This window comes from Prauserella rugosa, from assembly GCF_000719975.1.
Lineage (GTDB): Bacteria > Actinomycetota > Actinomycetes > Mycobacteriales > Pseudonocardiaceae > Prauserella > Prauserella rugosa.
In genome coordinates this window covers 1-12,350 of the sequence record NZ_JOIJ01000039.1, presented here as the reverse complement: position 1 = coordinate 12,350, position 12,350 = coordinate 1, and the positions used below count along the sequence as shown (strand labels likewise).

At 70.0% G+C, this 12,350-nt stretch carries 12 protein-coding genes; 2 read left to right on the top strand and 10 right to left on the bottom strand.

Features of this window, described 5'->3' with window-relative positions; genetic code table 11:
* Positions 1–156: 156 nt before the first annotated feature.
* From IF64_RS0124550 to glgP, 6 genes are all read right to left on the bottom strand, one after another.
* Positions 157–927, bottom strand: coding sequence for an HAD family acid phosphatase (locus tag IF64_RS0124550; protein WP_030534548.1), 771 nt, complete (start codon positions 925–927; stop codon positions 157–159).
* A 127-nt stretch (positions 928–1,054) separates the two neighbouring features.
* Positions 1,055–2,230, bottom strand: a complete 1,176-nt coding sequence (locus tag IF64_RS0124545) for a THUMP-like domain-containing protein (protein WP_030534547.1) — start codon at positions 2,228–2,230, stop codon at positions 1,055–1,057.
* 13 nt (positions 2,231–2,243) lie between these two features.
* Positions 2,244–3,242 carry a class I SAM-dependent methyltransferase gene (locus IF64_RS0124540; RefSeq protein WP_030534546.1) on the bottom strand — a complete coding sequence of 333 codons (999 nt, stop codon included), beginning with the start codon at positions 3,240–3,242 and terminating at the stop codon, positions 2,244–2,246.
* 6 nt (positions 3,243–3,248) lie between these two features.
* Positions 3,249–4,028: an enoyl-CoA hydratase/isomerase family protein gene (locus IF64_RS0124535; RefSeq protein WP_030534545.1), complete on the bottom strand. Its 780-nt coding sequence runs from the start codon at positions 4,026–4,028 to the stop codon at positions 3,249–3,251.
* A gap of 75 nt (positions 4,029–4,103) precedes the next feature.
* Positions 4,104–4,877, bottom strand: a complete 774-nt coding sequence (locus tag IF64_RS0124530; RefSeq protein WP_030534544.1) for an ABC transporter ATP-binding protein — start codon at positions 4,875–4,877, stop codon at positions 4,104–4,106.
* 154 nt (positions 4,878–5,031) lie between these two features.
* Positions 5,032–7,596 carry an alpha-glucan family phosphorylase gene (gene glgP / locus IF64_RS0124525; protein ID WP_030534543.1) on the bottom strand — a complete coding sequence of 855 codons (2,565 nt, stop codon included), beginning with the start codon at positions 7,594–7,596 and terminating at the stop codon, positions 5,032–5,034.
* Between the two features lie 122 nt (positions 7,597–7,718).
* On the opposite strand from glgP, the gene IF64_RS0124520 reads away from it, so the two are divergent.
* Complete coding sequence (locus tag IF64_RS0124520) at positions 7,719–9,188, top strand: neutral zinc metallopeptidase (protein ID WP_030534542.1); 1,470 nt, start codon at positions 7,719–7,721, stop codon at positions 9,186–9,188.
* Between the two features lie 56 nt (positions 9,189–9,244).
* On the opposite strand, the gene trxA is transcribed toward IF64_RS0124520, so the two are convergent.
* Both trxA and IF64_RS0124510 read right to left on the bottom strand, forming a co-directional pair.
* Positions 9,245–10,237 carry a thioredoxin gene (gene trxA, locus IF64_RS0124515; protein WP_030534541.1) on the bottom strand — a complete coding sequence of 331 codons (993 nt, stop codon included), beginning with the start codon at positions 10,235–10,237 and terminating at the stop codon, positions 9,245–9,247.
* Positions 10,238–10,328: 91 nt separating this feature from the next.
* On the bottom strand, positions 10,329–10,640 hold the full coding sequence (locus tag IF64_RS0124510) for a thiamine-binding protein (RefSeq protein WP_030534540.1): 312 nt from the start codon (positions 10,638–10,640) through the stop codon (positions 10,329–10,331).
* A gap of 181 nt (positions 10,641–10,821) precedes the next feature.
* Here IF64_RS0124510 and IF64_RS0124505 point away from each other — a divergent pair, with 181 nt between their 5' ends.
* Positions 10,822–11,322 (top strand): MarR family winged helix-turn-helix transcriptional regulator, encoded by a 501-nt coding sequence (locus IF64_RS0124505; protein ID WP_030534539.1) that lies wholly within the window; start codon positions 10,822–10,824, stop codon positions 11,320–11,322.
* 48 nt (positions 11,323–11,370) lie between these two features.
* On the opposite strand, the gene IF64_RS0124500 is transcribed toward IF64_RS0124505, so the two are convergent.
* Together IF64_RS0124500 and IF64_RS27370 are read right to left on the bottom strand one after the other, a co-directional pair.
* The gene (locus IF64_RS0124500) at positions 11,371–11,730 is read right to left on the bottom strand and encodes a DUF3817 domain-containing protein (RefSeq protein ID WP_030534538.1); all 360 of its coding nucleotides are present in this window, start codon (positions 11,728–11,730) and stop codon (positions 11,371–11,373) included.
* 10 nt (positions 11,731–11,740) lie between these two features.
* Positions 11,741–12,343, bottom strand: coding sequence for an HNH endonuclease signature motif containing protein (locus tag IF64_RS27370; RefSeq protein WP_169741971.1), 603 nt, complete (start codon positions 12,341–12,343; stop codon positions 11,741–11,743).
* Between the last annotated feature and the right edge of the window lie 7 nt (positions 12,344–12,350).

The following is a 12,350-nucleotide window of genomic DNA, read 5'->3' as shown; positions in this document are numbered from 1 at the left end:
TCGTCCATCACCACACCCGGCGGAACCACCTACACCGGCAGACGCCGACCCGTCCTCACCCCGACACAACCGCGCCCCGACGAACCACCGCCCTTCTGAGGGACGGCGGTTCGCGGCGAGCGCTGTCTCTTCGATTGAGCTTCCTGGATCAGGCGATCAGTCGATGTAGTACATCGGGTTGGGCAGCTTGACCGACCGTTCGGCGTGGCCGCCTTCAAGGTCGCTGTACTGGTCGCCGACGTTCAGCACGACCGTCGCGCCGGTCTGTTCCAGGTGCGCGCGCGTGCCCGACTTGTACTCGACCGTCGTGCAGTCCAGGCCGCACTCGAGGTAGTCCGGGACCTGCTCCTCGGTCTCCGGGTCGAAGAACGCGTCGGCGGGCTCGGGGTATCCCATGTTCGCCAGGTTGCGCATGGACGCGGGCTTCTGGTGCTCGTCGCGCCCGGTCAGGAAATACACGTCGACTCCGCGCGCATCGGCCCACTGCGCCAGCTCCAGCGTGGCCTCGTTCGCGGGGAACTCGCCGCGATTGATCGCGTCCTCCTGGGCGGCCGGGTCGAAGCCGAAGTCGTTGTCGGCCTCCCAGCCGTACGACACGATCGAGGTGTCGTCGATGTCGAGCACGATCGCCGGGTTCTCGACGCCGCGCTTCAGCCGCTGCTCCAGGTAGCGCGTGGCACGATCGAGCTCGGCCTGCGTGTCCTTCGCCCAACGGCTGTCCTGCGAGTGATGGTGCTTGCCCTCGTCGTCGACCCAGTCGCCGTAGTAGTCCTGTACGTCCAGCTTCACCTGACCGAGGTTCGCCGGCTCCCCACCGCCGTGCGCCACGTCCTGGCCCGGCCCGGCCACCGCGGCGGCACCCCCTGCGACCCCTGCGCCCAGCGCTGCGGCCAGCGCGAGCCCGCTCAGCCTCCGCACCCGCGACATCGTTCCTCCTCCACGACCGACTGTGCCCTGCGGCAGAGCACGCTATGCCCGTCGCGCCCGTCCGCGCTACCGACGACGGTGGTGATCCGGACACACCGAACTGTGACCCCCACCGCCCGAGCGGCGCTCACCCGGGGACGCGTTCGGCGCGGCAGACGAACGCCGTCGGGGTCCTCCCGATCCGGGTCAGGACGACACTCGCCTCGTCGGCACCCGACGGTTTGAGCCTGCGGCGCAACGTGTTGGGGTCGACGTCCAGACCCCGCACGAGGATCTCCACCCGGCCGATGCCCCGCCTGCGCAGTACGGCCCTGAGCTCCTTCTCGCTGTACCGGCCGAACTCCAGCACCCGGAACGCACGGACGCCGGGCGGCGGGACGTCACCGGTGAGATAGGCGATCCGTTCGTCGAGTTGCCACAACCCGTGCCGGGCGGCGTAGTGCCGCACCAGTCCCGCACGGACCACGGCCCCGTCGGGATCGACGAGCCACTCGCCCGGCTCGGCGACAGCCACGTCGTCGGACTCGGCATCGGTGATCGTCCACTCGGCACCGCCGCTGTGCAGCACGGTCGCGCGCCTGCCGGCCGTGGCCAGCCCGGCGCTCCACAGACACGATTCCCGCACCTGCCCGTCCAGCGACACGAGCTCCACCTCGCGCGCCCACGGAGCCGCGGCCGGATCGAGACCGGGGGCGCACTTGACGACGATGTCCCGTCCGGAATGGACGTCGGCGAGCTCGTCGAGAGCGGGCACGAAATCGCCCGGCCGCCAGGTGCGCCTGCCCGAGGAATCGCGCCGCGCCGGATCGGCCACCACGACGGCGTCGCGGGTCACCGGGGTCAGCGCGTCGGCGCGGACGATCAACGGAGCAACGCCGGCCTGCCCGCAGTTGTGCCGGGCCATCGCCAATCGCACCGGGTCGAGATCCGAGCCGACGCAGCGGGCCGCGGTGCCGGCCAGCGCGGCGAGATCGGCACCGATCGAACACGTCACGTCGTGCACGTCCCTGCCGGCGAGCCTGCGGGCCCGATGCGCGGCCACCGGGGACGCACTGGCCTGTTGCAGTGCGTCCCCGGTCAGCAACCACGACCCGGCGTCATCCAGTTTGGACGCCGACTTCCTGCGCAGCAGGACCGTCTCGAGCACGGCCGCGTAGCGCTCACCGACCTCGCGGCGCGCGGTGGCCACGTCGGCCAGCCAGCTCGCGTCCGTCAACGGCAGTGCGTCGCAGGCGGCGAGCGCCCGCGCACCGTCGGCGGAGGTCAGGTACTCGACGTCGGCGAGGGTGAACGCGTACGGCAACGCTCGTCGCTGCCTACAGTTCGACCGGCGCGGGCGGCTTCGTGCCCGTGACCATCACGTTGTAGAACAGCTCGCGCGGCAGCACCTTCGACAGCAGCTTCTTGTCCACAGCAGACAGTCGGAGCCACAGCTTGTAGGCGAACAGTCGCCACCGCAGCGTGAGCTTCTCGTCGGGTACCGCCGCCTCGAACGTGCGGATCGGCCAGCCAGCCAGTGCGGCACTGAACTCGTCGGTGACGGCCTTGACGTCGACCGCGCCCGCCGACGACGACATCCGCTCCAGTTCGGACGGATCGAACGTGTGGAGGTCGACCACGGCCTCGAGAGCCGCCGCACGGGACGACTCGTCGAGTTCGGCCTGCGGCCGGCGCCAGTCGTTGAGCATCGGCAGCTTCATCAGGTTCGTGGTGAGCCACCACGTCAGCTGGCCGAGCTTGCGCGCGTAGAAGTCACCGATCTTCGTCGGCTCACCGGCGAAGACGAACCGTCCCCCGGGCTTGAGCACGCGCAGCACCTCGCGCAACGCCGCCTCGACGTCCGGGATGTGGTGCAGCACCGCGTGGCCGACGACGAGGTCGAAACTGTTGTCGTCGTACGGGATGCGCTCGGCGTCGGCGACCCGGCCGTCGACGTCCAGCCCCAGCCGCTCGGCGTTGCGCAGCGCGACCTCGACCATGCCCGGCGACAGATCGGTCACCGAACCCTTCTTGATCACGCCGCCCTGCATGAGGTTCAACAGGAAGAAACCCGTGCCACTGCCGAGTTCCATCGCCGTCGGATACGGCTGTCCTTCGCGACCGGCGACGGCCTCGAACACGTCGGTCGCGTAGGAGATGCAGCGTTCGTCGTACGAGATCGACCACTTCTCGTCGTACGTGCCCGCCTCCCAGTCGTGGTAGAGCACGTTGGCGAGCTTGGGGTCACCGTAGGCCGCCTGGACCTCCTCCGCGCTCGCGTGCGGATTCGGCGCCGGGTCGGAGGGCGTGCCGGACGGTGTCGTCGAATGGGACACGCCTCGTCACTTCCCCTTGAACTCGGCCTTGCCGGGGCCGTTCTCGATGAACGACTGCATGCCCGCGGCCTGGTCCTCGGTGGCCCACAGCGCGGTGAACAACTGGGTCTCCAGCTTCAGCGCGTTGCGCAGGTCCAGATCCTGTCCGCCGTCGATGGCGGCCTTGGCCGCCTTCAGCGCGACCGCGGGACCGTTCGCGAACTGCGCGGCCCACTTGTGCGCGGCCGCATACACCTCGTCCGGGGCGACGACCTCGTCGACCAGGCCGATCGCGAGCGCCTCGTCGGCCTTGACGAACCGTCCCGTGTAGACGATGTCCTTCGCCTTGCTCGGCCCGACCAGGCGCGTGAGCCGCTGGGTGCCGCCTGCGCCGGGGATGATGCCCAGCTGGATCTCCGGCTGGCCGACCTTGACGTTGTCGCCCACCACACGGCGGTCGGCGGTCATGGCCAATTCCAGCCCACCACCGAGCGCGTAGCCGGTGACAGCGGCGACCGTCGGCTTGGGCAGCTCGGCGATCGAGGCCAGCGACGCCTGCAGCTCCGCGCCGAACGTGTTGATCTCGACGTAGGACTTGGCGGCCATCTCCTTGATGTCCGCACCGCCGGCGAAGGTCTTCTCCCCGCCGTAGAGGATCACGGCGCGGACGTCGTCCCGTTCGCCGGCCTCCTTCGCGGCCTCGGCGAGCTCGCGCTGCACCTGGTTGTTCAGGGCGTTGACCGGGGGCCGGTCCAGCCTGATGGTGCCGACGCCTGCCTCGACCTCGAGTCGTACGAACTCGCCCACGCCTTCCTCCTTGAACGCCTTGTTCGTCGTGCGTGCCGCCCGGTGAGGTTACCGGCCGGTAGTCGGTCTCCGAGGTTACCTGCGCCGCGCGAAGTAGCGATCACCAGAGCGCTCCAGCACGAGGTCCTGACCGAACGTAGCGGACAGGTTCTCGGCCGTCAGCACGTCGTCGAGCAGGCCGCCCGCGACGACGCGTCCCTCGGCGAGCAGCAGCGCGTGGGTGAATCCGGGAGGGATCTCCTCGACGTGGTGGGTCACCAGCACCATGGCGGGCGCATCCGGGTCGAGCGCCAGCCCGGACAGGCGCGCCACCAGGTCCTCCCTGCCGCCGAGGTCCAGCCCCGCGGCAGGCTCGTCGAGCAGCAGCAGCTCCGGGTCGGTCATCTGGGCCCTGGCGATGAGCGTGCGCTTGCGTTCACCCTCCGAGAGCGTGCCGTACTCCCGCGTGGCCAGGTGGGCGATGCCGAGCGCGGCCAGCAGTTCGTCGGCCCGCTCGGTGTCGAGCTCGTCGTAGCGCTCCCGCCACCGGCCCATGACCGCGTAGCCCGCGCTCACGACGACGTCCCGCACCTTCTCGTCGCCGGGCACGCGCGCGTTGACGGCGGCCGAGGTGAAGCCGATCCGCGTGCGCAGTTCGAACACGTCGGTCCGGCCGAGGCGCTCGCCCAGGATGTGCACCGTGCCCGACGTGGGATGCAGCTCGGCCGCGGCCAACTTGAGCAGCGTGGTCTTGCCCGCACCGTTCGGTCCGAGGATCACCCAACGTTCGTCCAGCTCCACGGACCAGTCCAGGTCGGAGAGCAGCTTGTTGCCGCCTCGCCGTACCTCCACGCCCGAGGTGTGGATCATCAGATCCTCGAGGTTGTCCGGTCCGCCGTCCCGTGTGTTCTCGTGCGCCGCGTTCACGGTGCACATTGTCGCCGACGCGTGCGCCGATGCCACGTGTGGGCCTGGCCTCGTCTCGTCACATGTCCCGGCGCGCATCCACGGCATCGACCGGGCGTCAGGCCACGACGACCTTGCCCAGTTCGGCGGGACTGTCGAGCAGGTGGTGCCGCGGCAGCACGCGCACCGTGTAGCCGAGCGCACCCGCGTGCGGCAGGCGCAGCCGCGCCTCGAACACGCCCCGTTCGACCGCATCCATCGACACGTGCACCGCGTCCTGCAGGTCGTCGGTGTCGCCCACCCTGCCGACCACCGCCTGTACGTCCACCTCGCTCGGATCGAGACCGGCGAGGTCGACGTGGGCGCGCACCCGCACGTCCGAGCCCACCACGAGCGTGTCCGCGCCGTCGCTGACGAGCTCGGTGTCGGCGATGCGCACGCGGGGCCACGCGGTCTCCAGGCGGGTGCGGTACCGGGCGAACGCACGCGCACCCGCGTAGCCGTCCGCAGCGGCCTCGGCTCCCGTCGCGGCGGCCGGCAGGTAGTACGACTCGACGTACTCGCGCACCATCCGCGAGGCCTGCACGTTCGGCCCGAGCGTGCGCAGGGTGTGCCAGATGCGCGACATCCAGCCCCTGGGCACGCCACGGTCGTCGCGGTCGTAGAACAGCGGCGCGATCTGCTGGCCGATCAGGTCGTACAACGCGGCCGCTTCGAGGTCGTCGCGCTGCAGCGGGTCGGTGACGCCGTCTGCGGTGGGGATCGCCCAGCCGTTGGAGCCGTCGTAGAACTCGTCCCACCAACCGTCGCGGATCGACAGGTTCAGGCAGCCGTTCAGCGCCGCCTTCATGCCGGAGGTGCCACACGCCTCGAGCGGACGGGTGGGGTTGTTCAGCCACACGTCGCAGCCGCGGTAGAGGTAGCGCGCCATGGACATGCCGTAGTCCGGCAGGAATACGATGCGCCTGCGCACCTCGGGGTCGTCGTCGATGAACCGGACGATCTGCTGGATGAGCGCCTTGCCGCCCTCGTCGGCCGGATGCGACTTGCCCGCCACGACGATCTGGATGGGCCGCTGCTCGTCCAGCAGCAGGCTGCGCAGCCGCTCGGGATCGCGGAGCATCAGCGTCAACCGCTTGTACGTCGGCACGCGGCGGGCGAAGCCGATCGTGAGCACGTCGGGGTCGAATATCCGCTCGGTCCAGCCCAGTTCGAGCGCCGACGCGCCGCGTTGCAGCCACGCGTCGCGGGCGCGGCGGCGCACCTCCCCTACGAGGTTGGTGCGCAGTTCGCGGCGCAGAGCCCACAGCTGTTCGTCGGTGACGTCGGCGGCGATGCGCCTGCCGTCCCCGTCGCCTTCGTGGCCCCATTCCTCGTCGTTGCCCCCGAGCAGCGCCGTCATCTCCCGCGCCACCCACGTCGGCCCGTGCACCCCGTTGGTCACCGAGCGGACCGGCACCTCGTCGTCGTCGAATCCGGGCCACAGGCCGGCGAACATGCGCCGTGACACGCGTCCGTGGAGCGCCGAGACGCCGTTGGCCCGCTGCGCGAGCCGCAGACCCATGTGGGCCATGTTGAACATGCCCGGGTTCTCCTCGGCGCCGAGCGCGAGGATGCGCCGCGGCTCGACATGCGGAACGAGCGCTCCGTCCCCGAAGTAGTGCTGTACGAGGTCGACGGGGAACCGGTCGATGCCTGCGGGCACCGGGGTGTGCGTGGTGAACACGGTCCCGGCGCGCACCGCGGGCAGCACCTCGTCGAAGTCCAGGTCGCGGCCTGCCGGGTCGCCGAGGATCTCGTTGGCCCGTTCCAGTCCGAGGAAGCCTGCGTGCCCTTCGTTGGTGTGGAACACCTCGGGCTGCGGATGGCCGGTGAGCTCGCAGTAGCGCCGCACCGCGCGCATCCCGCCGATACCGGCGAGGATCTCCTGCCGGATGCGGTGGTCGGCGTCTCCGCCGTAGAGCCGGTCGGTGACGCGGCGCAGGTCGTCGTCGTTGTCGTCGACGTCGGTGTCGAGCAGGAGCAGAACCGCCCTGCCGACGCTGGCCTTCCACATCTGGGCGTGCAGCCTGCGCCCGCCGGGCATGGCGACGTCGACCAGCGCGGGCCGTCCCGACGGGTCGGTGACCAGTTCGAGCGGCAGCCCGTCGGGGTCGATCACGGGATAGTGCTCGACCTGCCAGCCGTCGAGCGACAGCGACTGACGGAAGTAGCCCGCCCGATACAGCGGCCCCACGCCGATGATCGGCACCCCGAGGTCGGAGGCGGCCTTGAGGTGGTCGCCCGCGAGCACGCCCAGCCCGCCCGAGTAGTTCGGCAGCGCCTCGTGCACGCCGAACTCCATGGAGAAGTACGCCACGGCGGCGGGAACCCGGTCGTGCTGTTCGGCCAGCCGTTGGTACCAGCGCGGTTCGGTGAGGTACCGGTGCAGGTCATCGACGGCGGCGCGGGTGCGTGCCAGGAAGTCCTCGTCACGTGCGAGCTGCTCGAGTCTGCCCGCGGGGATCTCGGTGAGCATGCGCAGCGGGTCGCGGATCCGGCGGAACAGCGGGTCGTCCATCGACGCGAACAGATCGCGGGTGGGCGGATGCCAGGTCCAGCGCAGGTTCGTGGCCAGCGCCGTGAGACCGGCGAGCTGGTCCGGGACGCGCGCGTGCACCGTGAAGCGACGGACTGCTCTCATGGTGCGATTGAACCTACTTGATCGTCGCCTCGCCGCACGGGGGCTGTGATCATTCCGGCGCGCGCGGTGGTTCGTCCGGATCTCCACACCCGGGCGGGGGCGACTCAGTAAGGTGCACCCCTATGAACACAGGGGGGCGCCGAACGCGCGTCACGGCCGTCCGGATCGCCGCGGTCTTCAGCGCCGTCGCACTGGTACTGACCGGCTGTGCGGGTGAGCAGGTGACGGGAGAACTGCAGACCGAGGGCGACGTCGCGGGTCTTCCGGTGACGCACTTCGACAGCGGACTGAAGGACGGTGCACCCACGCCCGATCTGAAGGCCGAGGGCGCCACCGACTCCCACGCCGACCAGCTGGCACTGGCCTCGGTCGCCGACGTCACCGACTACTGGGAGAAGGAGATGCCCAGGGACTTCGACGAGAAGTTCAAGCCGGTGTCGGAGCTGCTGTCCTACGACCCGACGAGCACCGCCAAGGAGGTCTGCGGAGCGAACACGGCCGACCTGGCGATGAATGCGTTCTACTGCCCCCTCAACGACATGGTGGCCTGGGACCGCAAGGTGCTTCTGCCGTTGTTGGAGGAGAAGTTCGGCGAGATGGCCGTGACGGCGGTGCTGTCGCACGAGTTCGGGCATGCCGTGCAGACCCGGCTCGGTGAGAAGGCCGGCATCGACGACAACACCTCGACGATCGTCAAGGAGCAGCAGGCCGACTGCTTCATGGGCGCGCACATGCGGTGGATCGCCGAGGGCAACAGCAAGTACTTCGAGCTGTCCACCTCCGACGGACTCAACGAGGTCCTCGGCGCGCTGTTCATGATCCGTGACCCCGCCGGTGCGGATTTCAGTGAGGAGGGCGCGCACGGCTCCGGGTTCGACCGCACCTATGCGGTGCAGCTCGGCTTCGAGGAGGGTGGCGCCCGCTGCGCCGAGATCGACCAGGCCGAGGCCGACGAGCGCATCACGGAGGTGCCGTTCAAGAACGCCGCCGACCGGGAGACGCGGGGTGAGGCCGACATCAGCTGGACGACGATGGAGTACGTCCAGATGAGTCTCGACGACGCGTTCTCCGGCGCGGGCGTCGACGCCCCGAAGCTCGTCGAGGGCGACGGCACCTGCCGCCGCGGGGTGTCCACCCCTCCGGTGTCGTACTGCGAACAGGACAACGAGGTGAACCTCGACATGACGACGCTGGCCGAGATCGGCCAGCCCGCGGATCAACAGGCGGAGATGACCGGCCAGGAGTCCCCGGACGCCGGTCTCGGCGATTTCGCCGCGTTCTCCGAGGTCGCGTCGCGGTACGTCCAGGGCATCCAGAAGGGCGTCGGCGCGCCGGCGAAGGGCTCGCAGGCCGGGCTGCGCACCGCGTGTCTCGTCGGCGCGTGGGCCCAGTACGTCAACAGTCCGAACGGTAAGGGTCTGTACCTCTCCCCCGGCGACCTCGACGAGGCGATCGCCGAGTTGCTGCAGCCCCGGAGCCTGCTGGCCGCGGACATCGAGGGACATCGCGTCGCCAACGGTTTCGCCCGCATCGAGGCACTCCGCAACGGATTCCTCGAGGGCTCGCAGGCCTGCACCGACACGTACAAGTAGGCCGCGGGTGGGATGATCCCACCCGCGGCCCCACGTGTGCCCGCCGTACGGCGTCCTCAGAACAGGGCGCTGGCCAGGTCACGCCGGGCCTTGGCGATGCGATCGTCGGCCGGGTCGAACAGTTCGAACAGGCCGACGAGGTGTTCGCGGACGCGGTTCTTGTCCTCGCCGGCGCTGCGGCGGACGAGGTCGATGAGGCGCCGGAATCCGGCCTCGACCTGTTGCTGGGCGACCTCCTGGTCGGCGGCCGCGAGCTGGGCGTCGACGTCGGAAGGGTCGGCGTCCGCCTTGGCGATGACCGACGGGTCGCTCTGGCCCGCACGTGCCGCGAAGCGAACCTGGTTGAGGGCGGCCTTGGCCTGCTCGTTGGCGGGTTCGGCGTCGAGGATCCGCTGGTAGGCCGCTTCGGCCGCGGCGAAGTCGCCGCGCGCGAAGGCCTCTTCGGCCTCGGTGAACCGCTCGTCCTCGGGTTCCTCAGCGGGTTCGGCGCCGCCTGACTGCTCCGCGGCACGGATGCCGGGAAGCTTGTCGCGCAGAGCGTCCAGCAGCCGGTCCAGCCACTGCTTGATCTCCGGCTCGGGCAGCGCGCCGGAGAAGGCGTCGACGGGCTGGCCACCGGCGATGGCGACGATCGTCGGGATCGACTGCACGCCGAACAGCTGCGAGATGCGCGGGTTGGCGTCCACGTCGACCTTCGCGAGGACCCACGCACCGCCGGACTCGGCCGCGAGCTTCTCGAGCACCGGGCTGAGCTGCTTGCACGGGCCGCACCACTCGGCCCACAGGTCGACGACGACGAGGGTCTCCATGGACCGGTCGACGACCTCGGACTGGAACGTCGCCTCGGTGACGTCGACGACGGCGCCGCCACCCGGGGCGCTGGAGCCGCCGGCGCCGGCCGCGCCGGTCGGCGGCTGCGCTGCGTCACCGCCCGCGGGCGAGCCTGCGGGCTGTTGCTTCGTCGACTCGGCGCGCTGCTTCAGACCGGACAGGTCGACCGCTCCGGAGAGCGCCGCTGGTACCCCTGGCGTGTTGCGTGGCTGTGTCACGGTTCCATCCTGGCACGGACTGCGGACATCTTCGTTACCGGTGGAATCCTAGCGAATCCGCAGTTGGGCGCGGGTGCGCGACGGCCGTCGTTCACTCCGCGCGAAGGTGGTGTTCGACGCGTTCGACCTTGGCGTCCAGCTGGCCGGTGTAGCCGGGCCGGATGTCGGCCTTCAGGACGAGACCGACGCGGGCGGCGCCCTCGCCTGCCGCGTCGACGGCGCGCTTGACGACGGCCATGACCTCGTCCCATTCGCCTTCGATCTCCGTGAACATGGAGCTGGTGCGGTTGGGCAGGCCCGATTCGCGTACGACGCGGACGGCCCGTGCGACGGCTTCGCTCACTCCCCCGTCGGCCTCGCCGTCGGCGGCTCCGGCCGGACTCACGCTGAACGCGACGATCATGGTCGTTCTCCTTGTGGTCGGGGCGCGTGGCCTCTGGATTCGCAGTTCGATGTGCGTTGGATGTGGGTTGGGTGTGTGCTGCCGGTGAGCCTGCCGCACAGCCGGGCCGGCGGAAAGCGGGGCGCGCCGGGCCCGGGGCGCGTGGCTGTGGGGCGGGAGCGCGCTGCTAACTTCGTGCGCCATGAACCGTCCGTTGCCGTTCGACCCGATCGCCCGCGCGGCGCAGCTGTGGGAGGACCGCATCGGGCCTTCCGAGACCATGGCGGCCGTGACCGGCGTGATGCGGGTTCAGCAGATCGTGCAGTCGGCGGTGGACGGCGCGCTGAAGGCGCACGGGTTGACGTTCGCCCGGTACGAGGCGCTGGTGTTGTTGACGTTCTCCCAGCGCGGCGCGTTGCCGATGCGGGTGATGGGTGAGCGGCTCCAGCTGCATCCGACGAGCGTGACCAACATCGTCGATCGGCTCGAGAAGGACGGCCTCGTCAACCGGTTGCCGCATCCGACCGACCGGCGGACCACTCTCGTCGAGATCACCGATTCCGGCCACGATCGTTACGAGGCGGCGACGAAGGCCGTCACCGACATCGATTTCGGCTTGGTCGGTTTGACCGACCGGCAGACCGAGCAGCTCACCGAGTTGTTGACGCGCGTGCGGAAAGCGGCCGGCGACTTCGTCGAGTGACGCGAGGCCGGCCGCGTGCGCTCGGGCTCGGCGGGTTCGGTGCGGGCGTCAGGCGTTCGCGGTGCGGCGCACGAACAGCGACGTGCCGCCGTGTTCGACGTGCTGCGGGCCGTCGAGCTTGCCGCGGCGCAGGGCCCATGCCTCGAACCACCACGTGAACAGCGGCGGGATGCTGGCGAGCACGGCCGTGACGACGGTGCCGAACTTCCAGCCCAGCGGCTTGGCGACGCCGAGGGTCACCACGAGGTACAGCACGAACATCGCGCCGTGCACCGCGCCCAGCACGGGCACGCCGCCTTCGCCGAGCTCGACGACGTACTTCAGGAACATGCCGATCAGCAGGCCAGCCCACGAGAACGCCTCGGCCACGGCGACCACGCGGAACAAGACGGCGGCCTTGTTCGACAACGGTTCCTCCTCAGCTCGTCAGTGTCGCCCCGACGGCGACTCCATCACTTGCTGTATACGGCAACGACACATCGGACGCGCAACATCCCCTTCGGCGTCTGCCGGTGTAGGTGGTTCCGCCGGGTGTGGTGATGGACGAGGTGCCGTGGTGTGGGTCGTAGCGGGTGATCCACCCGGGCGCGTTCTTCATCCGATGATGTCGACGGCACCGTGGTGCGGTGTTGGCCGCTGAAGTGGGCCCGTTGTCGGTGGCCCACTCGCGTTGGTGGTCGAGGTCGCAGTGCCGAGCAGGCCGTCGACACCAGGGCACGACGCATTCCCGGTCGCGGACTCGGACGAGTTCGCGGATGGCCGCGTTGGGCCGTCGGCGAGTTCGGCCAAGATCCATGGGCTGACCGGTAGCCGGGTCGCAGAGGACTTTGCGCCAGGTGCTGTCGCGGTTGGTCATGATCTCCCGCGCCACCGCAGCCGGAATCGGCCCATAGCCGTCGAGCTCGCAGCCGCTGTCGGACATCGACAGAGCCGCGTCAACCGGCATGTGCAGGTAGACCATGGCAGCGGCTTCCGGGACGCGAACGCCCGGGTCGTTGCCCAATAACAGGTCGGCGGTCACATCCGCG